Annotated in this window: 25 protein-coding genes; 8 read left to right on the top strand and 17 right to left on the bottom strand. The window is 71.2% G+C overall.

Annotated elements, in window-relative coordinates:
- Positions 1–87 precede the first annotated feature (87 nt).
- Both FB559_RS35995 and FB559_RS36000 read left to right on the top strand, forming a co-directional pair.
- Complete coding sequence (locus FB559_RS35995) at positions 88–768, top strand: NADPH-dependent F420 reductase (protein ID WP_141961372.1); 681 nt, start codon at positions 88–90, stop codon at positions 766–768.
- A complete protein-coding gene (locus tag FB559_RS36000) occupies positions 765–1,835 on the top strand; it encodes an Atu2307/SP_0267 family LLM class monooxygenase (RefSeq protein ID WP_141961373.1) in 1,071 nt (356 codons plus the stop codon). Before FB559_RS35995 ends, FB559_RS36000 begins: the two co-directional genes overlap by 4 nt.
- A gap of 39 nt (positions 1,836–1,874) precedes the next feature.
- Here the strand turns inward: FB559_RS36000 and FB559_RS36005 are convergent, their stop codons facing one another.
- Positions 1,875–2,915, bottom strand: a complete 1,041-nt coding sequence (locus tag FB559_RS36005; RefSeq protein WP_141961374.1) for a DUF1996 domain-containing protein — start codon at positions 2,913–2,915, stop codon at positions 1,875–1,877.
- Between the two features lie 344 nt (positions 2,916–3,259).
- Between FB559_RS36005 and FB559_RS36010 the strand changes: the two genes are divergently transcribed.
- Positions 3,260–5,002, top strand: a complete 1,743-nt coding sequence (locus FB559_RS36010; RefSeq protein WP_141961375.1) for a discoidin domain-containing protein — start codon at positions 3,260–3,262, stop codon at positions 5,000–5,002.
- A 23-nt stretch (positions 5,003–5,025) separates the two neighbouring features.
- Here FB559_RS36010 and FB559_RS36015 read toward each other — a convergent pair whose 3' ends face one another.
- Positions 5,026–6,087: a LacI family DNA-binding transcriptional regulator gene (locus FB559_RS36015; protein ID WP_141961376.1), complete on the bottom strand. Its 1,062-nt coding sequence runs from the start codon at positions 6,085–6,087 to the stop codon at positions 5,026–5,028.
- A gap of 73 nt (positions 6,088–6,160) precedes the next feature.
- Complete coding sequence (locus FB559_RS36020; protein WP_141961377.1) at positions 6,161–6,661, bottom strand: SRPBCC domain-containing protein; 501 nt, start codon at positions 6,659–6,661, stop codon at positions 6,161–6,163.
- A 65-nt stretch (positions 6,662–6,726) separates the two neighbouring features.
- On the opposite strand from FB559_RS36020, the gene FB559_RS36025 reads away from it, so the two are divergent.
- Positions 6,727–7,197 (top strand): MarR family winged helix-turn-helix transcriptional regulator, encoded by a 471-nt coding sequence (locus FB559_RS36025; protein ID WP_141961378.1) that lies wholly within the window; start codon positions 6,727–6,729, stop codon positions 7,195–7,197.
- 56 nt (positions 7,198–7,253) lie between these two features.
- Here FB559_RS36025 and FB559_RS36030 read toward each other — a convergent pair whose 3' ends face one another.
- Positions 7,254–7,946 carry a hypothetical protein gene (locus FB559_RS36030; protein WP_141961379.1) on the bottom strand — a complete coding sequence of 231 codons (693 nt, stop codon included), beginning with the start codon at positions 7,944–7,946 and terminating at the stop codon, positions 7,254–7,256.
- Positions 7,943–8,704 carry an SDR family NAD(P)-dependent oxidoreductase gene (locus FB559_RS36035; RefSeq protein ID WP_246122364.1) on the bottom strand — a complete coding sequence of 254 codons (762 nt, stop codon included), beginning with the start codon at positions 8,702–8,704 and terminating at the stop codon, positions 7,943–7,945. The genes FB559_RS36030 and FB559_RS36035 overlap by 4 nt, the downstream gene beginning before the upstream one ends.
- A gap of 48 nt (positions 8,705–8,752) precedes the next feature.
- Here FB559_RS36035 and FB559_RS36040 point away from each other — a divergent pair, with 48 nt between their 5' ends.
- Positions 8,753–9,271 (top strand): MarR family winged helix-turn-helix transcriptional regulator, encoded by a 519-nt coding sequence (locus FB559_RS36040; RefSeq protein ID WP_141961381.1) that lies wholly within the window; start codon positions 8,753–8,755, stop codon positions 9,269–9,271.
- An 87-nt stretch (positions 9,272–9,358) separates the two neighbouring features.
- On the opposite strand, the gene FB559_RS36045 is transcribed toward FB559_RS36040, so the two are convergent.
- Positions 9,359–10,237 (bottom strand): alpha/beta fold hydrolase, encoded by an 879-nt coding sequence (locus tag FB559_RS36045; RefSeq protein ID WP_141961382.1) that lies wholly within the window; start codon positions 10,235–10,237, stop codon positions 9,359–9,361.
- A 72-nt stretch (positions 10,238–10,309) separates the two neighbouring features.
- On the opposite strand from FB559_RS36045, the gene FB559_RS36050 reads away from it, so the two are divergent.
- The gene (locus FB559_RS36050) at positions 10,310–12,331 is read left to right on the top strand and encodes an AfsR/SARP family transcriptional regulator (RefSeq protein ID WP_246122366.1); all 2,022 of its coding nucleotides are present in this window, start codon (positions 10,310–10,312) and stop codon (positions 12,329–12,331) included.
- A gap of 17 nt (positions 12,332–12,348) precedes the next feature.
- Here the strand turns inward: FB559_RS36050 and FB559_RS36055 are convergent, their stop codons facing one another.
- Positions 12,349–13,197 (bottom strand): helix-turn-helix transcriptional regulator, encoded by an 849-nt coding sequence (locus FB559_RS36055; RefSeq protein WP_141961383.1) that lies wholly within the window; start codon positions 13,195–13,197, stop codon positions 12,349–12,351.
- 140 nt (positions 13,198–13,337) lie between these two features.
- Here FB559_RS36055 and FB559_RS36060 point away from each other — a divergent pair, with 140 nt between their 5' ends.
- The gene (locus FB559_RS36060) at positions 13,338–14,117 is read left to right on the top strand and encodes an NAD(P)H-dependent oxidoreductase (RefSeq protein WP_141961384.1); all 780 of its coding nucleotides are present in this window, start codon (positions 13,338–13,340) and stop codon (positions 14,115–14,117) included.
- 60 nt (positions 14,118–14,177) lie between these two features.
- Here FB559_RS36060 and FB559_RS36065 read toward each other — a convergent pair whose 3' ends face one another.
- Positions 14,178–14,531 carry an SbtR family transcriptional regulator gene (locus FB559_RS36065; RefSeq protein ID WP_221640340.1) on the bottom strand — a complete coding sequence of 118 codons (354 nt, stop codon included), beginning with the start codon at positions 14,529–14,531 and terminating at the stop codon, positions 14,178–14,180.
- A gap of 12 nt (positions 14,532–14,543) precedes the next feature.
- Here FB559_RS36065 and FB559_RS36070 point away from each other — a divergent pair, with 12 nt between their 5' ends.
- The gene (locus FB559_RS36070; protein WP_221640341.1) at positions 14,544–14,879 is read left to right on the top strand and encodes an aldo/keto reductase; all 336 of its coding nucleotides are present in this window, start codon (positions 14,544–14,546) and stop codon (positions 14,877–14,879) included.
- Positions 14,880–14,926: 47 nt separating this feature from the next.
- Here the strand turns inward: FB559_RS36070 and FB559_RS36075 are convergent, their stop codons facing one another.
- The 9 genes from FB559_RS36075 to FB559_RS36110 form a co-directional block, all read right to left on the bottom strand.
- Positions 14,927–15,742 carry an SAM-dependent methyltransferase gene (locus FB559_RS36075; RefSeq protein ID WP_141961385.1) on the bottom strand — a complete coding sequence of 272 codons (816 nt, stop codon included), beginning with the start codon at positions 15,740–15,742 and terminating at the stop codon, positions 14,927–14,929.
- Positions 15,743–15,869: 127 nt separating this feature from the next.
- A complete protein-coding gene (locus FB559_RS44990; protein ID WP_221640342.1) occupies positions 15,870–16,538 on the bottom strand; it encodes a GntR family transcriptional regulator in 669 nt (222 codons plus the stop codon).
- A complete protein-coding gene (locus FB559_RS44995; RefSeq protein WP_221640343.1) occupies positions 16,535–17,410 on the bottom strand; it encodes an ornithine cyclodeaminase family protein in 876 nt (291 codons plus the stop codon). The genes FB559_RS44990 and FB559_RS44995 overlap by 4 nt, the downstream gene beginning before the upstream one ends.
- Positions 17,407–18,342 (bottom strand): proline racemase family protein, encoded by a 936-nt coding sequence (locus tag FB559_RS36085; RefSeq protein WP_141961386.1) that lies wholly within the window; start codon positions 18,340–18,342, stop codon positions 17,407–17,409. Before FB559_RS36085 ends, FB559_RS44995 begins: the two co-directional genes overlap by 4 nt.
- A complete protein-coding gene (locus tag FB559_RS36090) occupies positions 18,339–19,049 on the bottom strand; it encodes an ABC transporter ATP-binding protein (protein WP_141961387.1) in 711 nt (236 codons plus the stop codon). Before FB559_RS36090 ends, FB559_RS36085 begins: the two co-directional genes overlap by 4 nt.
- A complete protein-coding gene (locus FB559_RS36095) occupies positions 19,033–19,842 on the bottom strand; it encodes an ABC transporter ATP-binding protein (protein WP_141961388.1) in 810 nt (269 codons plus the stop codon). Before FB559_RS36095 ends, FB559_RS36090 begins: the two co-directional genes overlap by 17 nt.
- A complete protein-coding gene (locus FB559_RS36100) occupies positions 19,842–20,816 on the bottom strand; it encodes a branched-chain amino acid ABC transporter permease (RefSeq protein ID WP_141961389.1) in 975 nt (324 codons plus the stop codon). The genes FB559_RS36095 and FB559_RS36100 overlap by 1 nt, the downstream gene beginning before the upstream one ends.
- A gap of 1 nt (position 20,817) precedes the next feature.
- Positions 20,818–21,711, bottom strand: a complete 894-nt coding sequence (locus FB559_RS36105; protein ID WP_141961390.1) for a branched-chain amino acid ABC transporter permease — start codon at positions 21,709–21,711, stop codon at positions 20,818–20,820.
- Between the two features lie 2 nt (positions 21,712–21,713).
- Positions 21,714–22,865 (bottom strand): branched-chain amino acid ABC transporter substrate-binding protein, encoded by a 1,152-nt coding sequence (locus FB559_RS36110; protein WP_141961391.1) that lies wholly within the window; start codon positions 22,863–22,865, stop codon positions 21,714–21,716.
- Positions 22,866–23,326 lie beyond the last annotated feature (461 nt).

A 23,326-nucleotide genomic window follows, 5' to 3' on the forward strand; every position in this document is an offset into this window, starting at 1 on the left:
CTTGACGCGTCAATGAAATGAGGTGGGGGTCGTGACGGCCGGCGACGCGGTGGTACGGCGGCGGATGACGATGGGGGAGCGTGCCTCGTGACCGGCGCGACGAGCCCGCCGCGGATCGCGGTCCTGGGAGCGGGGCACGTCGGTCCCGTGATCGCGCGGGTGGCGGTCGACGCAGGCCTCCCGGTGTCGATCGCGGCGTCGGGCGACCCGGAGGAGATCGCGCTCATCACGCGGTTCCTGGCACCGGGAGCCGAGCCGCGATGGGCGGCCGACGCCGTCGAGGACGCCGACATCGTCGTGCTGGCGATCCCGCTCCACAAGTTCCCGGCGTTCGACCCCGGCCTGGTCGCCGGCAGGCTCGTCATCGACACGATGAACTACTGGCCGCCCGTCGACGGCGTCCAGGAGCTGTTCGAGGACCACAGGTACGGCAGTAGCGAGATCGTCGCGCACCGGCTGTCCCGGTCGACGATCGTCAAGACGCTCAACCACATCGGCTACCACGAACTCGACGAAGAACGCCGTCCCGCCGGCTCGCCGCGACGCCGCGCGCTCGGTGTCGCGGGCGATGACCCGGGCGCGGTGGGCGTGGTGGCGGACGTCATCGAGCGCATCGGTTACGACGCCGTGCGGCTCGAAGGTCTCGGCGCGGGACGCCTGCTCGAACCGGGCGGCCCGGTCTTCGGCGTGGCGCTGGGCCGGGCCGGGTTCGAGCAGGCGGTCCATGCCGGGGCCGCGCACGGAACAACGAGAGAAGGCTCGATATGACGACGACGGCACCGGACGCCGCAGGAGGCGAGGCGGGGTTTCCTCTCGTCCTCGGCCTCGACACCTTCGGCGATGTCACCGATGACGAGGACGGCCACCCGCTGTCCCATGCCCAGACGATCCGCGACGTCGTCGAACAGGGCGTCCTCGCCGACCAGGTCGGCGTGGACTTCATCGGCATCGGTGAACACCACACCGGCGACTTCCCGATGCCGGCGGCGGACGTGGTCCTGGCCGCGATCGCCGCTCGTACGGCCCGGATCCGCCTCGGGTCGGCGGTCACGGTGCTGAGCTCGGACGATCCCGTACGGGTCTTCCAGCGCTACTCCACGCTCGACGCCGTCTCCGCGGGACGAGCGGAGGTCATCCTCGGACGGGGTTCGAGCATCGACTCGTTCCCGCTGTTCGGCTACGACCTCGCCGACTACGAAGATCTCTTCGAGGACAAGACGAACCTGTTCGCCGAGCTACTCAAAGACGGACCGGTGACCTGGCAGGGCAAGACCCGCCCGGCGCTGCACGACCAGGACGTCGTGCCGCACACCGAGTCGGGCCCCCTCCCGGTCTGGATCGGCGTCGGCGGCAGCCCTCAGTCGGTCGTCCGCGCCGCTCACTACGGGTTCTCGCTGATGCTCGCGATCATCGGCGGGTCCCCGGCACGCTTCGCGCCGTTCTCCCAGCTCTTCCAGCAGGCACTGAAGAAGTTCGGACGAGCCCCCCTGCCGGTCGGGGTGCACTCGCCCGGGCACGTGGCCGCGACCGACGAGAAGGCACAGGAGGAGTTCTGGCCGCACTACCTGGAGGTCTTCCGCCGCATCGGCAAGGTCCGCGGGTTCGCGATCCCGACCAAGGAGTCCTTCACCCACGAGATCGGACCGCACGGAGCGCTCTACGTCGGATCGCCGGAGACCGTCGCCCAGAAGATCGCGGCGAACCTCACCACCCTGGGCGCGAACCGCTTCGACCTCAAGTACGGCATGGGCGGCCTCTCTCAAGCGGCACTCATGACCAACATCGAGCTCTACGGCACCCAGGTCATCCCCCGCGTCCGCGAGCTTCTCGCCTAGCCGGCCTGTGCCGCGGCACAGGCCGGCCAGGCAGGCCGATCAGGGGAGTTCGTAGTTCTCGTTGAGAGCCGCGCCCGCCTCGGGATGGGTTTCGTCATAGCCTCGTGCGTCGCACTGCAGGCCGCCGACGACGCAGTGGTTCACCAGCGCCTGGAGTGTGGCGGGGTCCCACGCGTTGAAGAAGTCGTAGTGGAACGAGTAGCCGCGCCCGCTCGACAGGCGCACCTGCGACATGTCACCGCTGACCGGGAACGCCATCTTGAACTCGATCATCGGCAGGGCGACCGGGTGGTCGTCGGGGCAGATGCCGTTCACCGGGTAGGCCATGTGGCTCTTGTGGTCGGGCACGTCCAGGTACCGGCCGTCCCAGCAGCTCGGCGCCTGGTAGCGGACGTTGAGCTGGGTTCCCGCCGGGCAGGTGGGCGGGAAGTCGGCGTTCTTGTAGCTGTTCCCGCACTCCCACCCCTCCACCGTGCCGGGGTTGTGCATGAACTGGTCGGCGGTGGTCGTCGGGCTGCCGACCACGAACCTCAGCCCCTTGGGGAAGGGCCGGACGCTCGTGTAGTCCAGCACGCCGGTCTTGTAGTAGATGACCTGCGGGAAGTTCGGCATGACGAGGTTGCTGCCGTTGTACATCGTCGGCATCCAGTACCCGGACTTGTCGCCGGGCGCCCGGCACGTGGTGCCGCCGGCGAACAGGGAGGCGGTCGTGCTGGAGGCGTTGGTGGTCGTGTTGCCCATGAACGTGTGGTCGTGTGAGGCCCCGGGCTGATCCGCGTACACGATCGGGTCGTCCGGCCGGTGATGGTCGGCCGAGCAGTTCGCCTGGAACTCGTGGAAGTAGCGGTGGGGCGGGTCGCCGTGGGAGGGCACGACGCCGGTGACCGGCGGCACGGCGGGGATGTAACCGTCGCCGTCCGGGTCGTCGCCGGACGGTACGGGTGCCGCGGCGGCATGGTGACCGGCGTGCGCCGCCACCGGAAGGGTCTTGGCGGAGCCGATCGGCAGCAACCCCATCGCGACGGGGGTCAGGGCGGTGGCGAGCAGGCCGCCGAACAGAATCGTGGACTTACCTAACATGCGGACCTCCACGGTGCCGTGGGGGAGGGGCCACGGCTCCTGGTCTCGGTCGAAGGCGGGTGGCGGGGGAGTCCGGCCTGAGGCACCGGAGGGTGGAGAGCGCTCTCCGAGGTGGCCTGAGTGTGACGCGGCTCATGACACACTGTCAAGGCCCGGTATTCGCGACGTCGCGGTGTGCCGGTAGGAAGAGACGGCGCGATTCCGGCGTGAGTCCCCGCATTTTCCGTACGGGTTTCCTGACCGCCCCTTGACAGCCTCACGCGCGCCAGGCACTGTCAGGGCCGGAGAGCGCTCTCCTCGTCTTCCTCATCGCCCCGGATGAGCCCCGCATCGAGGAGAGATCCATGCACCCTGCCCGCAGCCCCGGCAGACCCCGTCCGCGCTTCGCCGCCCTCGTCGCACTGATGGTGGCGGCTTTCGTGACCGTGCCCCTCGCGTCACCGGCGACGGCCGCGGGCAGCGTGGTCAAGGTGACCGGTTCCCAGGGGAACTGGCAGTTGCAGGTCAACGGCGCGCCGTACGTCATCAAGGGCGTCACCTGGGGACCGGCCATCTCCGACGCCGAGAGGTACATGCCGGACCTGGCGTCCATGGGCGTCAACACCATCCGCACATGGGGTACGGACGGCACGTCCAAACCGCTGCTGGACTCGGCCGCGGCGCACGGAGTGAAGGTCATCGCCGGCTTCTGGCTGCAGCCCGGTGGTGGGCCGGGCAGCGGCGGCTGCGTCGACTACGTCACCGACTCCGGCTACAAGACGAACATGCTCAACGAGATCGGCAACTGGGTGACCACCTACCGGGACAACCCGGGCGTGCTGATGTGGAACGTCGGCAACGAGTCGGTGCTCGGCATGCAGAACTGCTTCTCCGGCACCGCGCTGGAGAACGAGCGCAAGGCGTACACGAGCTTCGTCAACGACGTCGCCGTCAAGATCCACGGCATCGACCCGAACCATCCCGTCACCTCGACCGACGCGTGGACGGGTGCCTGGCCGTACTACAAGGCGAACGCCCCCGCCCTCGACCTGTACGCGGTGAACTCCTACAACGGCGTCTGCGCCGTGAGGCAGACCTGGATCGACGGCGGCTACACCAAGCCGTACATCATCACCGAGACCGGCCCGCCCGGCGAGTGGGAGGTGGCGAACGACGCGAACGGCGTCCCGGCCGAGCCGACGGACCAGGCCAAGGCCGCCGGGTACACCAACGCGTGGAACTGCGTCACCGGTCACCACGGCGTCGCGCTCGGCGCCACGATGTTCCACTACGGCACCGAGCAGGACTTCGGCGGCGTCTGGTTCAACCTGATCCCCGGCGGTCTGAAGCGGCTGTCCTACTACACGGTCCGGCAGGCGTACGGCGGGTCGGCCCTGGCGAACACCCCGCCGGTGATCTCGAACATGGCCGTCGGCAACGCGTCGAGCGTCGCGGCGGGACAGCCGTTCGACGTCACCGCCTCCGTACAGGACCCGCAGAACGACCCGATCAGCTACACGATCAAGGTCAGCGGCAAGTACGCGACGGGCGACGCGACGCTGAACGACGCGGCGTTCACCCAGACCGGCAACGGGACGTTCCGCGTCACCGCGCCGCAGCAGCTGGGCGTCTGGAAGGTCTACATCTTCGCCCAGGACGGCAAGGGCAACGTCGGCATCGAGACGAAGTCGTTCCGCGTCGTGCCGCCTCCGGTGGGCGGTACCAACCTCGCTCGCGGCCGGCCGGCCACGGCGTCGTCGTACCAGCCGTACCAGAACCTCGTGCCCGGCAACGCGACCGACGGCGACCTGACCACCCGCTGGGCCAGCGACTGGAGCGACCCCCAGTGGATCCAGGTCGACCTCGGCTCGGTGCGCTCGTTCGGCCACGTCCAGCTGGTCTGGGAGAGCGCCTACGCCAAGGCGTACACGATCCAGACCTCCGACAACGGGACCGACTGGAGGACGGCCTACTCGACCACGACCGGTGACGGCGGCGTGGACGACCTGGCGGTCGGCGGCTCGGGCCGGTACGTACGCGTGAACGGCACGCAACGCGGCACGGGCTACGGCTACTCGCTGTACGAGCTGGGCGTGTACGGAAGCTGAGTCCCTGTCCCCTCGTCGCAGGCTCAGGCGGACTGCCGTACGACGAGGGTCGGCTCGAACACCACCGAGGTCACCCGCCGGTCCGGCTGGTCGAGCGCGGTGAGCAGGAGGCTGGCCATCTCGGCCGCCATGTTCTCGACCGGCTGGCGGATCGTCGTCAGCTGCGGGCGGCAGGACAGCGCGGCGCTGCTGTCGTCGAAACCGATCACGGCCACGTCGTCCGGGACGCGGTGCCCGCTCTCGCGCAGCACCAGGACCGCGCCCTGGGCCATGAGGTCGTTGGCCGCGAACACGCCGTCGATGTCGGGGTGCTCGACGAGGAGACGCTCCATCGCCCGCGATCCGCTGCCGATGGTGAAGTTGCCCTCGACCACCGGGACGTACGGGCGGCCGTGCCGGGCCATGGCGCTCTGGAACCCCGACAGACGGTCCTGGCTGGCGGGCACGTCCAGCGGGCCGGCGATGGTCGCGACCCGCTCGCAGCCGCGTGCCACGAGGTGGTCGGCCGCGAGCTTGCCGCCGTCCTGGTGTGCGCAGTCGACGTAGCTGATCGGCAGCGGCCGGGCGGGCCGGGCGAACAGGACCGCGGGCTGGTCCGCCTCGGTGAGCATCCGGGGCAGCGGGTCCTCGCCGTGCGTGGAGACGAGGAGGGCGCCGTCGGCGTTGCCCTGGCGGAGGAACGCGAGGACCTGCGAACGGGCCTCGCCGGTGTCGGCGAGCATCAGGACCGGATGGATGCCGCGCGGGCGCAGGTAGTCGACGATGCCGCCGACCACCCGGCCGAAGAACGGGTCGCCGAAGATGTGGCGGGTGGAGAAGCCGTCCTCGCCGATCTCGTCCTCTTCGCCCGCTCCGGAGACGACGAGGGCGACCGACCCGACGCGCCGCGTGACGAGTGAGCGCGCGGCGTTGTTGGGCACGTAACCCGTGACGGCCACCGCCCGGCGTACCGTCTCCTGGATCTCCGGATCGACGTTGCGAACGCCGTTGACCACGCGGGACACGGTCGCCCGCGAGACCCCCGCGACCCGGGCCACGTCCTCGAGCGTCGGAGATGCCGACCCCCGGACGGGCTCTTCGCTCATGCCGGTCTTTATAGCACGGGGAAAAGTGCTCGCCAGGGGGAGAATACGGACGCCGGCGCGATCACCATCGTGCCTAGCCGGCCGTGGCGTGTCGTGTCACGACCGCGGCGTAGTTCTGCAGGGTCTCGCCTGGGCCCGGGCGGTCGAGCGCGGACCGGATGTGCCCGGCGATCTCGCCATGGCGGTACAGCTGCGTGTTGGTCACCACGACCTCGGTGGCGTTCGCGCCGGTCGCGACGAAGTCGACCTCGATGCGGCTCGCCTGCTCGTCATCGAACACGGGCCGCCAGTTCGGGCCGATACGCCAGGTCACCACCAGCCGGCCCGGCGGGGCCCAGTCGAGGACCGTGCCCCGGGTCACCTCCGCCCCGTCGGCTCCGCGTTCGTAGAAGCGGCCCCCCGCCCTGGGCTCCATGGTGACGGACTGCGGGACGGTGATGAACGTGTGCCCGTTCGGCAGCCATTCGGCCGGTCGCTCGGTGAAGATCCTGAACGCCTGCTCGGCGGACACGGGAACGGTGATGGATCTGCGCACGTCGGGCACGTCCGCCCGGGTCGTCTCCTGCTCGGACATGAACGTCCTTCCTTCGATGTATCATAAAGTTCACTGAATCGGATATTACGATTGGTCGAGATATTATGGCAAGCGGAGATCCTCGTGCGGCTCTGGAGGAGGCGGTCCGGCACGGCCTGCGGGCACTCATGACCCGGGCCGTCGTGTTCAACCACGAGGTCGCCGAGCGCACCGGCCTCAACCTCACCGACCTGCAGTGCCTGGGACTGCTCCAGCTGCAGGGGCCGATGAGCGCCGGGGCGCTCGCTCGCGGGACGGGACTGACGACCAGCGCCATCACCGCCGCCATCGACCGGCTCGAACGCAGCGGCTACGCCGCACGCGAGCACGACGCCACCGACCGGCGGCGGGTCATCGTCAAGCTCGACGAGAAGCAGCTCGAAGACAAGCTCCTGCCGCTGTACGCGTCAGAGGCGGCCGGCCGGAAGGACGTCCTCGCCCGCTTCGGCGACGAGGAACTGGCCACGGTCCGTGAGTTCCTGCGGGCTCTCGAAGAGGCAAGCGCCACCCGGGCTCAGCCGGACGCGCCGGGCTGACGGCCCGCTATGGCCCGCGGACTCCCTCGACGCCAAGCTCGAGATCGACAGGTCACTCAGGAGGTGGCCGTCGCGTTCGCGGGCAGGCGGCGGCGTGGCAGGCGGTACGCGGTGAAGATGATCCAGGCCAGCGAGGGGAACCGCACGACGGGGAGCAGCGGCGAAAGGGCCGGCAGCGCGACCGTCAACGTGGCGATGAACGCGAGTGCCGCGAGCACGAGCCCCGACAGGGCGAGCCAGCGGGGGAGCAGGCCTGCCAGGAGCCCGGGGACGGCGACGCCGGCGATCAGCAGCCCGCTCGGGACGACGAAGCCGGGACCACCGGTGATGAAGGCGAGGTCGTGCATCAGCCGGATGAGCTCGACGTGGCCGAGCAGCTCCGGCCGGGTGAGCGTCCAGGTGAACAGCGCGGAGAGCGCCATCGCCGCCGAGGCCAGCACGCCACCGGCGAGCGCGATGGCCGTACCGGCGGCCCGGACGCCGAGCTGGTTCAGCCGGACCGAGGCGGTCGCCGTGTAGATCACGAGCGGCGGCGCCGCGGCGAACTGCAACAGTGCCATCAGGAGGACGGGAACGCGGTTGTCGCGGAAGTAGTCCACGATCGCCGCCTGGCCCGAGAACGGTGACGGGTAGACCGCCCCGCCGGAGAGGGCGATCGGCAGGACGAGTGAGGCGAGGAAGAGCGCCACGGTGGTGATCGCGACGGGTGGCAGCGGGGGTCCGGCCTGGGGGAGTCTGCGGGCGGTCACAGTGTCATTCCTCCGGTGATGTCGAGGGTGGTGCCGGTGATCCAGGACGAGGCGTCGGAGGCGAGGAACGCGACCGCCTCGGCGATGTCCACCGGGCGGCCGATGCGGCCGAGCGGTACGTGCGCGGCCACGGCGTCGAAGCGGTCGGTGGGCATCCGGTGGCGAAGCTTGGCCGTGTCCACGATGGCGGGCGCGACGCAGTTGACCCGGATGCCGGCGGTCGCGTACTCCTTCGCCAGGTGCTCGGTGAACATGACGACGCCGGCCTTCGCGGCGGCGTAGGCGGCGTTCGCGCCGGACGGCCGGCGGCCCGCGCTGGAGGAGACGGTCACGACGCGGCCGCCTCCGTGCTCCAGCATTCCGGGCAGCACGGCGTGCACGGTCAGGAAGACGGAGGTCAGATCGGTCTCGATCACGCTGCGCCAGCGCTCGGGGGTGAGCGCGGCGGTGGGCGCCGGCAGCCCGTCACCGCCCGCGAGCGTGACGAGCACGTCGACCGGCCCCAGGGTGGACGCGACGTCGGTCACGACCGCGTCCAGGTGTTCCGCGTCGCGGACGTCGCCGACGTGGGCGACCCCGGTGCCGCCCGCCTTCCGGATGTCGGCGACGACCTTCTCGAGCGCGCTCCCGGTACGGCCGTGGACGGCCACGGCGGCTCCGCGCGCCGCGAGTACGCGGCTCACCTCGGCGCCGATCGAACCCGAGGCCCCGGTCACGAGCGCGACGTGTCCTCGCAGGGGGAGATTGATTCCGTTCACAAAATGATTCATAGCACAGAATGATTGACCCTGCTAGGCTATCCCCTTGTGGATGATGTTACGGAGCCCGGCACTCATCGCGGGCCCTCGGGCCGCGTCGGCTTTCTCCTGTCGCAGGTCGGCGCCCTCGCGTCGGAGCGGTTCGCCGGGCGCCTCACCGCTCTCGGCGTCCAACCCGGCGACGTCGGCATTCTGCGCCTGATCACCGTCGAGGAGGGGCTGAGCCAGCAGGCGCTGGCGGCCAGGCTCGGGGTCGGGCCCAGCCGGGTGGTCGCCCTGATCGACGAGCTGGAGAAGAAGGGCCTCGTCACGCGTGAGCGCAGCACGAAGGACCGCCGCATTCACGAACTCCGGCTCACGGACGCCGGCGAGGGCGTCATGGCGCGGATGCGGGAGATCGGCTCCGCGCACGAGGAAGAGGTGGTGCACGCGCTCAGCGCGAGCGAGCGCCGCACGCTCGGGACGCTACTCGCCAAGGTCGCGGCGAGCCACCGGCTCACGCCGGACGTGCACCCCGGCTACCGCGGTGCCCGCACCGGCCCCCCTGAGCGGTCCGCCGGCGCCTGACCCCGCCGGGCCGGGGTCACCGAGCCCGGCGGGGTCACTGAGCCGGGCGTGCCCGCCCCCGCGTGGCACGCAACCTCAGGCGAATCGTCAGCGGGTGAGGAGGTCGCGCAGGGCCTTGGCGATGTCGGCCGGGGCTTCCTCGGCCATGAAGTGGCCGCAGGTGACGGTGCCGTGCCGCAGGTCGGACGCCCATTCGTGCCAGATGGCCGCCGCGTCGAAGCCGAGGGCGGCACCCCAGTCCTGCTGGAGTACGGCGACCGGCATCCGCAGGCGGTTGCCGGCGTCCCGGTCGGCCTGGTCGTGGTCGACGTCGATGCCGGCGGAGGCGCGGTAGTCGGCGACGATCGAGGTGACGGCCGCACGTGAGGCGTCCAGGTAGGTGGTGCGGACGTCGGCGGGGATCGCCTGCGGGTCGTTGCTCCAGATGTCGAGGAAGTGGCCGAAGAAGGCGTCCGCGCCGGCGGCGATCAGCTGCTCGGGCAGGCCGGGTGGCTGGGCCATCAGGTAAAGGTGGAAGCCGACGGCGGCGGAGGTGCCGTGCATCACGTCCCACATGTCCAGCGTCGGCAGCACGTCGAGGCAGGCCAGGTGGGTGATCGCGTCGGGATGGTCCAGTCCGGCGCGGAAGGCGACCAGGGCGCCGCGGTCGTGCCCGGCCAGCGCGAAGCGGTCATGGCCCAGCGCGCGTGCCAGGGCGATGATGTCGGCGGCCATGGTCCGCTTGGAGTACGTGGCCGCGTCCGTGGCGGCGGGCTTGTCGCTGGCGCCGTAGCCGCGCAGGTCGGGGCAGATCACGGTGTGCCCGGCCGCGAGGTCGGCGGCGACGTGCCGCCACATCAGGTGGGTCTGCGGGAAGCCGTGCAGGAGCACGATCGGGCTGCCCGTCCCCGCGACGGCCACGTTCAGGGACACGCCCCCGCCGACCGGAACGCGCCGGTAGTCGAAGCCGCTGATGGTGGAGGTCATGGTTCGTTCCTTTCCGTAGGTGACGGGCCTCAGCCTGCCGGGCGCGAATGAGCATCCGGTCAGCGCGCTACCGTGACCAGGGATGACGTCTCCGAAGGGTGGACCGGCGTGCGGTTCGGGGTGCTGGGACCGGTGGCGGCCTGGGACGGTGCCGGGAACTCCATCGCACTGAAGGGGCCACGGCACCGCGCCGTGCTGGCGCGGCTGGTCATCGCCCGCCGCCGCGTCGTGCCGGTCACCCGTCTGGTCGAGGACCTGTGGGACGACCCACCTGACGGAGCGGTGGGCGCGGTGCGCACCTTCGTGGCGGCGCTGCGCCGTGCCGTGGAGCCGGAACGCCCGCCCCGTACACCGGCCGCGCTCCTGGTCACCGAGGGGCCGGGGTACGCGCTGCGCGCCGAGCCGGACGCCGTGGACGCCTGGCGTTTCGAGCGGGCGGTGGCCGATGCCGCGGCCCTGCCCCCGGGAGACGGCCTCGTACGGCTGACCGAAGCGCTCGGGTGGTGGCGCGGACCCGCGTACGCCGAGTTCGCCGACGAGCCCTGGGCCCGTGCGGAGCGCTCTCGCCTGGCCGAGCTCCGGCTGCAGGCCGTCGAGCGTCAGGCCGAGGCCCGGCTCGCCCTGGGGCTCACCGCCGAGGCGGTGCCGGATCTGGACGCGCACGTCACCGAGCATCCCTGGCGTGAGGACGCCTGGCGGCTGCTGGCGCTCTCGCTGTACCGCACCGGCCGCCAGGGCGACGCCCTAGCCGTGCTGCGCCGGGCGCGAACACTCCTGGTCGAGCAGCTGGGAGTGGACCCGGGCCCGGGACTGCGCGGCCTGGAGGACGACATCCTGCACCAGGCCGTCCACCTCGACGCCGCCCCCGGACCGGGCGGGCCGGCGGCACGGGTCTGGGCACAGACGACGGCCGCCTACGACCGCAGCCTGGCATCGGGAGCACGTGCCCGGCTGGAGTCGACGGTGGGCCTGCTGCGGAACCTCGCGGTGACCGGAGGCACCGGCCTGGAGGCCGCCCGGCAGCACCGCATGGCGGCCATCGCCGCGGCCGAGGAACTCGGCGACGCCGAGCTCACGGCCCGGGTGATCGGAACGTACGACGTCCCGGCGATCTGGACCCGCTCGGACGACCCACGCCAGGCGGCGAGCGTCGTGGCGGCGGCCGAGCGTACGCTCGCCACCCTCCCGGCCGGCGTGCACGAGGCGGCGCGGGCACGTCTGCTGGCCACGATCGCCCTGGAGTCACGCGGCACCCACGCCGAGCGCGGGCCACGGGCCGCCCGGCAGGCCGAGGAGATCGCCCGTCGCCTGGACGATCCCGCGCTGCTGGCGTTCGCCCTCAACGGTGTGTTCATGCAGACCTTCCACCGCGCGGGCCTGGCCCCGCGCCGGGACGAGATCGGCGCCGAGCTGGTCGGCCTTTCCGCCCGGCACGGCCTGGTCACGTACGAGATCCTCGGACACCTCATCCGGATCCAGGCCCGCGGCGCGCTCGCCGACTTCGCGGCGGCCGACCGGCACGCGACGGCCGCCGACCGGCTGGCCGAACGCCACGAGCTGCCGCTGGTGGGGGTCTTCACCGACGGCTACCGCGCACTGCGGCTCGCCGCGGCCGGGCCGGCGCCAGAGGCCGAGGCGGAAGCGGCATACCGGGCCGCCGCCGCGCGGCTGGACGGCGCGGGCATGCCCGGACTCCAGCGTGGCCTGCTGCCGCTGACCCTGCTGTGCCTGCGCCTCCAGCACGCGCGGCCCGCCCCTGCCGACGAGGGCACCGACTGGGGACCGTACGAGCCGTGGGCCCGCCCGCTCGTGCTCCTGGCCCAGGACCGCCGCGGCGAGGCCGCGGCGGCGCTGCGCCGGCTCCCGGAGCCGCCACGCGACCTGCTGCTCGAGGCCCTGTGGTGCCTCGCCGCCCGGGCGGCCGTCGCCATCGGGGACCGGGAGACGATCGACCGCGCGTACGCCGAGCTCGCTCCCGCCGCCCGGGAGCTGGCCGGGGCGGGCAGCGGCCTGCTCACCCTGGGCCCGGTGTCCCGGTATCTCGCCGACCTGGCCCGGCATGGCGCCCCGTCCCGGCCGGACACCCCCGGGTAGGTCTCTCGCCCCGGGTGTTACTCGCGGACCTGAGCGCCGACTGGAGGATGCGCGTCACCGGTGTCCGCGCCCAGGCCCGCGAGCAGGCGCAGCCCGTCCTCGGCGGGGCTGCCGGGGGCGGCAGACAGCACCAGCAGCTCCACGCCTGACCCGTCCGGTGGCGCGAAGTTCTCCTGGTGCAGTTCCAGCGGTCCGACCAGCGGGTGCCGGTACACCTTGCGTCCATGGGTGCGGGCGCGCACGTCCGCGCGGGCCCACAGGCGGCGGAAGCGCTCGCTGCCCATCGCCAGCTCGCCGATGAGCGAGGCCAGGCGGGGGTCCTCGGGATATTTGCCGGCGGCGAGGCGCAGGTGCCCGACCACGTCGAGGGTGCATTTCTCCCAGTCCGCGTAGAGGCCGCGCTCGGCCTCCTCGAGGAAGATGTGCCGCGCGGTGTTCAGGCCCGGGATCGGCCGGCCGTAGAGGAGCCCGGCGAGGCGGTTCCCGGCGAGCACGTCCATGCGATGGTCCATGATCAGCGCGGGTGCGTCGGCGACCAGGTCGAGGACGCGCAGCAGCTCCGGCCGGACCCGCCCGCCCGGCGGCTTCGCGCGGCGGCGGCGTTGGCGGGCGAGCCGGTAGAGGTGCCCGCGTTCGGTCTCGTCGAGGCCGAGGACGCCGGCGAGCGCGTCGAGGACCTGCTCGGAGGGCTGGGTCGAGCGGCCCTGCTCGAGGCGTACGTAGTAGTCGACGCTGACGCCGGACAGGTGCGCGACCTCTTCGCGGCGCAGCCCCTCGACTCTGCGGCGGCTGTCGGCAGGGATGCCGGCGGCCGCCGGGTCGACACGGGAACGCCGGGTACGCAGGAAGCCCGCGAGATCGTCCATGCCCTCAAGTATGGGCTGAGTGCGGGCCCGTGAGAGTGGCCCTGCGGTTACCAGGAAGTCCCGTCCGATGGAAGAAGCGTCCCTGAACGCCGGGCGCCGCAGTGCCCAGAATCGACGGCATCCGATCCGAAGGAGATGTCATGAAGACGCTGATCGTCTACGCCCACCCGGAGCCGAAGTCGCTCAACGGTTCGCTGAAGGACCTCGCGGTGTCCACCTTGGAGACCGCCGGGCACGAGGTACGGGTGAGCGACCTGTACGGGATGAACTGGAAGGCGGTCGTGGACGCCGCGGACTACGGCCCTGACGCCTCGAGCCCGCTGAAGGTCGCCCTTGACTCGGGCCGGGCCTTCGACGCCGGGACGCTCACCCCGGACATCCTGGCGGAGCAGGAGAAGCTGCTGTGGGCCGACACGATCATCTTCCAGTTCCCGCTGTGGTGGTACTCGATGCCCGCGATCCTCAAAGGGTGGGTGGACCGGGTGTTCAGCTACCACTTCGCGTACGGCGTCGGCGAGCACAGCGACGTCAGGTACGGCGAGCGCTTCGGCGAAGGCACCCTCGCGGGCAGGAAGGCTCTGCTGTCGGTGACCGCCGGTGGCCCGGAGTCGCATTACGCCGCTCGCGGGATCAACGGCCCCATCGACGATCTGCTGTTCCCGATCCACCACGGCATCCTCTACTACCCGGGCATCGAGGTGCTGCCGCCGTTCGTGCTGTACGGCACCGACCGGATGACCGGTGCGGACTACCCGGACGTCGCCAAGGCATGGGAGGAGCGCCTGCTCACGTTGGAGTCGACCGGGCCGATCGCGTTCCGGCCGCAGAACTTCGGTGACTACGAGATCCCCTCGCTGCACCTGAAGGAGGGACTGGAGCCCGCGGGCCGTACGGGTTTCGGGTTGCACGTGCGCGGCTGACCGCCGGCGCGGGACAGGATGAGCCGCCTCCGGGGTGCACGGCGGTGTGCCGGCCCCCGGCTACGGAAGGAAGCCGTCGATTGCCAGCTCCAGCAGGCGGTCGGCTTGGGCGGCGCCGCCGGGGTTGTCGGGGGTGCGCCACAGGCAGCTCATGAGCATGATGACGTCGACGGGGTCGATGCCGGGGCGTATCTCGCCGGCGCGTTCGCACGCGTCGAGGAGCTGGCGGACGGCGGCGGTGACGGGGGGCCACGAGGCGCTGACGACCTCTTGCGCGGCGGCGGAATGCAGTGCTTCGCCGAGGCCGTGCTTGATGCGCACGTAGGCGGCGAGGGTGGTGAACCACTGCCGCAGCGCGTCCAGCGGGGTACGGGTGGCGAGGACGTCCGGCACGGAGTCGACGAGGCGACTCATGCCGTGCCGACGGTGGCTACGCCGACCTGCTCTACAAAGCCAACGCCGACGGCGACCGCGCCATTCACCGACGAGGTCGGCGCCATCGCCGGCGCGCGCGCCGTCACCCGCGCCCAGGTCGCCCTCGCCTGGCTGCACCGCAACCCCGTCGCCGCGGCTCCCCTCGTCGGCGCTCGCACGATCCAGCAGATCGACGACGCCGTCGCCTCCCTCGACCTCGAGATCACCGACGAGGAGGCCCGCCGCCTGGAGACCCCCTACACCCCTCGCCACGACCTCCAGGGCATCTCCGACGCGCGCGAACTCGAACGCATCAAGGCCGGCATCCCCGGTTTCGCCAACCTCTGACACCGCGCCGGGGCCTTCTCGACCTCAGCGCGGCCGGCCACCCGCACCTAGGGCTTGCGGCCGACGCCGCCGGCCATCCAGACCTTCCTCGGCAGCTGTGCCTTGAGAGGGTTGTCCGGACGCCACTCACGGATGTAGACGAGACCGGGATCCACCAGCTCGAACCCGTCGAAGAACGGGAGCACCTCGTCACGCGTACGCGCGGCGTTCTCGCCCGGACGGCCGAGGATGTCCCGGTAGATGTCCTCGATCGGGTCCACGGCGTCCGGGCGCGTGTCGAAGACGACGTGGGAGATGGCGAGGTAACTGCCGTCCGGCAGTGCGTCGCGCAGCCAGGCGACGCTCTTGAACGGGTCGTCCGAATGCGGGATGAAGTGCAGCGCGGTGAAGATCAGAACGGCCACGGGTTCGTCGAGGTCGATGAGATCGCGCTCCCGGCACGCGTCGAGCAGCTCGGCCGGATGCATGATGTCGCCCTCGAGCACCGAGGTCTGGGCGCTGTCGACGAGGAGCGCACGCGCGTGGGACAGGACGACGGGATCGCTGTCGACGTAGACGACACGGGCGTCGGGGGCCTGGGCGCGGGCGACCTCGTGCGTGTTGCGCTGGGTGGGCAGGCCGGAGCCGATGTCGACGAACTGCCGGATGCCCTGTGAGCCGAGGTAGCGCACCATGCGGCCGAGGAAGTCGCGGTTCTCCTCGGTCATCTCCTTGATCTCCGGAGCGATGGCGAGCACCTGGTCGGCCGCCTCCCGGTCGGCGGCGAAGTTGTCCTTGCCCCCGAGGAAGTAGTCGTTCATACGAGCGATGTTGGGAGTGCTCGTGTCGACTCCGGCCAGAGCATGCCAGGGCGTGTCGGTCATGTCTCACCCCTTCCAGCCTTTCGGTGATCTTAGCCGCTCGCCGCTGGCCGCTCCTCACATATCCGCCAACGGGGGGTGACGCGGTGTCATATCCCCCGGTGAAGGGCATCAACGGCGGACGCGCCGGCTACCGACCGGTCCTCGGCGGGGTGGCCCAGATGCCGCGGACGTGCCGGAGGTGGTGGCGCATCAGCGTCTCCGCCGCCTCGGCGTCGTTGCCGATCACGAGGTCGAGGAGCTGGAGGTGCTCGCGCGCCGAGGGAAGGAGCTCGCCGCGTTCGGCCAGGCTGGGCACTCCGTACAGGCGGGAGCGATGCCGCAGCTCGCGGACCACCTCGACGAGATGGGCGTTGCCGGCGAGCGCGAGCAGCTCCAGGTGGAAGACCTGGTCGGCCTCGATGTAGCCGAGGATGTCGCGGCGTTCGGCCGCGGCCACGACGGCCTCGGCGAGCGGGCGCAGCTCCTCGGCGCCCTCGGGGGAGGCGGCGACGCGGCCCACGGTCGGCACCTCGATCAGCGCGCGTACCTCGGTGATCTCGTCCAGGTCCCGGTCGGACAGCTCGGTCACCCGGAAGCCCTTGTTGCGCACCGCGGTGACCAGGCCCTCCTTGACCAGGTCCAACATCGCCTCGCGTACCGGCGTGGGTGAGACGCCGAACCGCTCGGCCAGGGTCGGCGCGGAGTAGACGACGCCGGGCCTCATCTCGCCGGCGACCAGCGAGGCGCGGAGTGCCTGCGCGATCTGGTCACGGACGTTCTGCCGTGTCGCCAGCGACGGCAGGTTCAGCTCGCTCACCCCTTCATCCTCTCGTAGGCCGCCACGGCGACGACGAGGTCCTCCCAGGCCATGCCGACGCTCTTGAACAAGCGCGGGCGGCCGGAGCCGGTCCGCGGCGTCCCGGTCACCAGCTCGGCCAGGTTGGCCGGGGGACGCGTCACCCCGGGGATGATCAGGTCGCCCGCCTCGCGCAGCGCCGCCGCCCGCGACTCCACGAACACCTCCGAGCGCGCGACGAGGACGCCGTCGACCTCCCGCGCGCCCGGCTCGTGCGAGCCGACCGCGACCACGACGGCGTGCGCGGGCACGAGGTCTCCGGGGAAGAGGGGCTCGCGTGCGGTCGTGCAGCACGCGACGATGTCCGCGCCCGCCACCGCGTCCGGTGTGCCCGCCGAGGCGTCCAGGCCCGACGCCCGGCACCGCGCCACGAACTCGCCCGTGCCGCCGCGCCCCACGACCGTCACGCGCTCGACCGGCCGTACGGCGCACAGCGCGCGGACGTGCCCCCACGCCTGCGGGCCGGTGCCGAAGACGACCAGGTGGCTCGCGTCCGCCGCGGCGAGGTGGCGTACGGCCAGCGCGGACACCGCCGGAGTACGGATCGCGGTCAGCGCCACACCGTCCAGGAGAGCGATCGGCGCGAGAGTCCGCCCGTCGAGCAGCAGGTAGACGCCCTGGATCCGGGGCAGGTCGCGGTTGCCGGGCGCCACCGTGGCGATCTTCACGCCCGCGTACCCGTGCACCGCGGCGGGCATGAGGAGGATCTGGCCGGCCGGGACGTCCGCGACGGACCGTGCCGGGCCGGACTCGGGGTCCAGGCCCGACCGCAGCGCCCGTTCGAGGAGGTCGGCCGCCTCGGCCTCGGTGGGCAGCGCCTCGACGTTGATCACCGCAGGACGAACCCGGTGCCGAGAGTGTCATCCGGGTCGAGGGTGAACCGGTGCTCACCCGTCCGGTACGCCGTGCCCTCGATCTCGGTGACGACGCCGGCCTCCGTACGGCCGCCGATGCGGCCCAGGAAGCGGCTGCCGACGATCGAGTCGTGGGTCAGCACGCCGTCGGGGGAGAGCAGCGCGAGCCGCGCGGACGTGCCCGAACCACACGGTGACCGGTCGACCTGCCCGTCGGCGAAGACCGTGACGTTGCGCTGGTGCGGCCCCTCCGGCGTGTCCGGCAGCTCGTCGTACAGGATCGTGCCGTAGATGCCGTCGGGATGGTCGACCAGGGGTGTGAGCGCGGCCTTGACCGCGCGGCCCGCCGCGATCAGCTCGGGCAGCGCGTCCGGCGTCACGGACAGGCCGAGGTCACCGGCGCGCACCGAGACGTACACGGCCCCGCCGTAGGAGACGTCCACGCGCGCCGACCCGTACGGCACGTCGCGCGCCAGGACATACGACGGGACGTTGCGGAAGGACACGGACACGAGCCGGCCCGCCGCGCGGCGCACCCGCGCGGTCACGCGGCCTGACGGCACGTCGATGACGACCTCGGTCTCCCCGTCGGGCGCGGCGGTGACCCGCCCGTACTCCACCGCCCAGGCACCGAGTGCGATGGTCCCGTGCCCGCAGGCCGTGGAGTAGCCGTCCTTGTGCCAGAACAGCACGCCGAAGTGCGCGCCGTCGTCGTCCGGCGGCACGAGGAAGCAGCCGTACATGTCGGCGTGGCCGCGCGGCTCGTGGCACACCAGACGGCGTACGGCGTCGGCCTCCTCGGAGACCGCCGCCCGCCGCGCGCGTACGGTGGCGCCGGGCAGCTCCGGTACGCCGGACAGCACGATCCGGAACGGCTCGCCGGCGCTGTGGTAGTCGACGGTCTCGATCACGCGACACCGCCGAGGTAGGCCTCGACCACGCGCGTGTCGGCGGCCAGCTCGCCCGCGGGCCCGTCGAGCATATGCCGGCCGTTCTCGATGACGTAGCCGCGATGCGCGATCTTGAGCGCGGCCTTGGCGTTCTGCTCGACCAGGAGCACCGCGGTGCCGGCCTCGTTGATCTCACGGATGACGTCCATCACGGCCGCGACGACCAGCGGCGCGAGCCCCATCGACGGCTCGTCCAGCATGAGCAGCCTCGGCCCGGCCACGAGCGCCCGCCCGATCGCGAGCAGCTGCTGCTCTCCGCCGGACAGCGTGCCGCCCTGCTGGTCACGCCGCTCGGCGAGCTTGGGCATCAGCGCGTACACCCGTCCGGTACGCCGGGACAGCTCCTTGGCGTCGCGTACGAGGTAACCGCCGAGCATGAGGTTCTCGTGCACGCTGAGCGTGCTGAAGATCCGGCGGCCTTCCGGCACATGCACCAGCCCGCGAGCGACGATCTTCGGGGGAGCGGCGCGCGTGATGTCGTCGCCCTCGTACGTGATGCGGCCGGAGGCGGGCCGTACCAGGCCGGATACCGCCGACAGCGTCGTCGTCTTGCCCGCGCCGTTGTTGCCCAGCAGCGCGACGATCTCGCCCTCGCCCACGGTCAGCGACAGACCGCGCAGGGCACGAACCCCGCCGTACGCCACCTCCAGCTCACTCACCTCGAGCACCGCTGACCTCCTCTCGTGCCGCCTCGACCTCGGCCTCGTCGGCGTCGCGTCCAAGGTAGGCCTCGATCACGGCCGGATCGCCGCGTACCTCGTCGGGCGTGCCGTCGGCGATCTCCTTCCCGAAGTTGAGCACCACCACCCGGTCCGACACCTCCATGACCAGGCCCATGTCGTGCTCGATGAGCGCGATCGTGATGCCGAGGTCGCGGATCCGGCGGATGAGGTCGAGGAGCTCGGCCTTCTCCCCGTGGTTGAGGCCGGCCGCGGGCTCGTCGAGCAGCAGCAGCTCCGGACGCCGGGCCAGCGCCCGCGCGATCTCCACCCGGCGCTGCTCTCCGTACGGCAGGTTGCGGACGAGCCCGCCACGGTCGCCGCGCAGCTTCACGAAGTCGAGCCACTTGTCCGACTCCTCGGTGGCCTCACGCTCGGTGCGCCGGTAGCGAGGTGTGTGCAGCAGCGCGTCCGCGACCCGTTGCCGCAACCACAGGTGCGTGCCGGCCCGCACGTTGTCCAGCACCGACATCTCGCCGAAGAGCCGCAGGTTCTGGAAGGTACGCGCGATGCCCTGCGCCGTGATCGACGACGGACGGCGGCCGGTCACGTCGGTGCCGTTCAGCCTGATCCGGCCGGAGGTCGGCTTGTAGAAGCCGGTGACGCAGTTGAACACCGACGTCTTGCCCGCGCCGTTCGGGCCGATGACCGAGACGATCTCGCCCGCTCCGAGCTGGAAGGTGAGCCCGTCCACGGCGTGTACGCCGCCGAAGCTCAGCCTCAGGTCCTCGACGTCCAGCATCACCGCTCCCTCGATCGATGGGGCCACAGGCCCTGTGGCCGGGCGATCATCGCGATGATCAGCAGTACGCCGAACGCGAAGAACCGGTAGTCGGCCAGGCCGCGCAGGATCTCCGGCAGGAGACTGACCACGATCGCGCCGAGCACCACGCCCGGTGTCGAGCCCATGCCGCCGAGCACGACCGCCATCAGCACCAGCGCGGACTGCAGGAAGGTGAAGCTCGCCGGCGAGATCGCCGAGAGCTGGGAGGCGAACAGCACCCCGGCGAGGCCGCCCCACACCGCTCCGGCCATGTACGCGGCCAGTTTGACCTTGTAGGTGTGCACGCCCATCGCCTCGGCCGCGTCCTCGTCCTCGCGGACGAACCGCCAGGCGCGGCCGATGCGGGACGCGCCCAGGCGGCCGGCCAGCAGCACCGCGACGGCCACGACCACCAGCACGGCGTAGTAGAAGACCACCGGATCGGTCACGGCGTCCCCGAACAGCCCGGGGATCCCGTAGATGCCGTCCGGTCCGCCGGTGACGTCGAGGTTGTTGGCGATGATCCGGATGATCTCCCCGAAGCCGAGGGTGACGATGGCCAGGTAGTCGCTGCGCAGCCGCAGGGTGGGACCGCCGATGACGATGCCGGCGACCAGCGTCACGATGATCACGAACGGCACCGTCGCGACGAGCGGCCAGTGCAGCCGGGTGGACAGCACACCGCTCGTGTACGCGCCGACCGCGAAGAACGCGGCGTACCCCAGGTCGAGCAGGCCGCAGTAGCCGACCACGATGTTCAGCCCGACGGCGAGCATCACGAAGACGAGCGCGCTGGTCATGACGCTCATCGCGTACGGCGTCGCGATGACGAACGGCGCGAGCAGCCCGACCGCGAGGCCCGCCCAGCCGAGATGGCGGCTCTGCAGGAACCGCGTGATGAACGTCGGCCCCCGGCCCTTCACCGGCTTCACCGGCGGATCCGCGACCGTCATCTCACACCCGCTCCGTCACGCGTTCGCCGAGCAGGCCGGTGGGCCGCACGGCCAGGAAGAGGATCAGGAAGCCGAAGGCGAAGACGTCGCGCCACTGGCCGCCCACCCAGTGTGTGCCGAACGACTCCAGCAGGCCGAGTACGAGGCCGCCCAGCATCGTGCCGGGGATGTTGCCGATGCCGCCGATCACGGCCGCGGTGAACGCCTTGAGCCCGATGATGAAGCCCATCAGAAAATCGATCTTCCCGTAGTACCCGCCGGCCATGACGCCCGCGGCGCCGGCCAGTGCGGAGCCGATGAAGAAGGTCCGCGCGATCACCTTGTCCACGTCGATGCCCATGAGCAGGGCGGCGCGCGGGTCCAGCGCGATCGCCCGCATGGCCCGGCCCTCGCGCGTCCGCGTGATGAGGAGGTTCAGCGCCACCATCAGCACGACGGAGAGGGCCATCAGGGCGAGCTGCTGGAGCGTGACGCGGGCACCCAGCACGTTGAGCGACGTGCCGTTCAGCCGTACCGGATAGACCTTCGGGTTGGGCCCGGCCACGATGCGGGTGCCGTACTCCAGCGCGAACGACGCGCCCACCGCGGTGATCAGGAGGGAGAGCCGGGGCGCGCCGCGCAGCGGGCGGTAGGCCACCCGCTCGATGACGATTCCGGACAGGCCGGTCGCGAGCATCGTCAGGACGAGCACCACGAGCAGCGCGACGAGCGAGGAGGACTTGACCAGCCCGCCCATCGCGCCGAGCATCGCGAAACCGCTGAACGCTCCCAGCATGTACAGGTCGCCGTGGGCGAAGTTGAGCAGCTTGATGATCCCGTAGACCATGCTGTAGCCCAGTGCGACCAGGGCGTAGAAGGAGCCGACGAACAGCCCGTTCCAGATGAGTTGGGTCACGTCTACTTCAGCGCGTCCTGGAGCGTGAACTTGCCGTTCTTGACGACGAGGATCACGAAGCCGCCGCTGGTCAGCGTGTGCTGCGGGGTGAACTTCAGCGGCCCGGAGAACAGCGGGAAGCCGTTGATGCCCTCCAGCGCCGTGACGATCTTGTCGCCGTCGGTGCTGTCGGCGTTCTTGATGGCCTCGGCGGCCACGCGTACGGCGTCGTAGGCCTGCGTGGAGTACGGACCGGGCTCGGCGCCGAACTTCTGCTTGTAGTTCGCGATCCAGCCCTGGGCGCCCTGGATCGTGTCAGGGGTCTGCGTCATCGTGGCGTACGTGCCCTCGGCGGCCTTGTCACCGGCGATCTTGACCAGCTTGGTGTCCACCGACCCGTCGCCGACCATGAACTTGCCCGTGTACCCGGCCTGGCGGAGCTGGCGCAGGATGAGGCCGCCCTCCTGGTAGTACCCGGTCCAGTAGACGAAGTCGGGCTTGCCCTTCAGGACGTTCGTGACGGTGGCGGAGTAGTCGCTCTCGCCCGGGGTCACCGCGTCCAGCGAGGTCTTGTCCGGCGCGCCCGGCTTGTCGAGCGCGGCCCCGGTGCGTACCGCGATGTCCTTGGAGTAGGACGTGTTGTCGTCCAGGACCGCGACCTTCTTGGCGCCGCTCTTGGTCAGCCACGCGATCGCGGCGGCGGCCTGCTGGTCGCCGGTGCCGTTGACCAGGAAGACGTGCTTGAGCTTCTGCGCGACGAGCTCGGTGGAGTTGGCCGCCGGGATGACCATCGGGATCTTGGCACGGTCGAAGACCGGCAGGGTCGGCAGCGTGGCCCCCGAGCAGTAACCGCCCACCGACACGGTGATCCCGGCCGCGACGAGCTTGTTCGCCGCGGCGACCGCCGTCTTCGGGTCGCACGCGTCGTCCTCGGCCCGCAGTTGCAGCTTGCGGCCGAGCACCCCTCCTTTGGCGTTGAGCTCGTCGATGGCGAGCTGGCCGCCGTTCTTCATGTACGGGCCGATGTCGGCGCTGCTGCCGGACAGCGGAATGTCCATGCCGAGCAGGATCGGGCCCTTGTCCTTCTTACTGTCGCCGCCGAGAATTCCCTGGCCACAGGCGGAGGTGACCAGGGCGGTCACCGTCAGGGCCACGCCGAGCGCTGCTTTTTTCATCACGTCTCCGATGAGAGTTGGGGGCGGAGAACCGGCGATGCCGGGGCATCGTGTCGTGCGTTTGTTCGGGTCGTCGCGGCCGTCCGCGATGAGGCGGGGGCACGACGTCACCTGCCGTCGCGCCGGAGGGGCTTCGGTGACTTCTCAAGGGCGTCCTTTTCCCTGTGAACTGTGACATTTCACAGGCGTCCGAGCTCCGCCGTCAAGACTCCGCCGAGGGTGTTGTGGCGGAATTGCCCGCGGCATATCCGGGCGACGCGAACGCCATACGTCGCGCTGGAAGTGCCGGCCGTTCATTTAGCGTGGTCAGCGCGTATTCCGGACCCTTTTCGGAGCGGCGTAACCGCGCGGCATGGCCGACCGCGGCGGCGTGGACCCTCGGGCCGGAACGAGACGTCCCGGCCCGAGGGTCATGTCAGCGGCGGGCATCCGCCGCCGGGTGCCGGGCGCCGTCAGGTCGG

The organism is Actinoallomurus bryophytorum (assembly GCF_006716425.1).
GTDB classification, from domain to species: domain Bacteria; phylum Actinomycetota; class Actinomycetes; order Streptosporangiales; family Streptosporangiaceae; genus Actinoallomurus; species Actinoallomurus bryophytorum.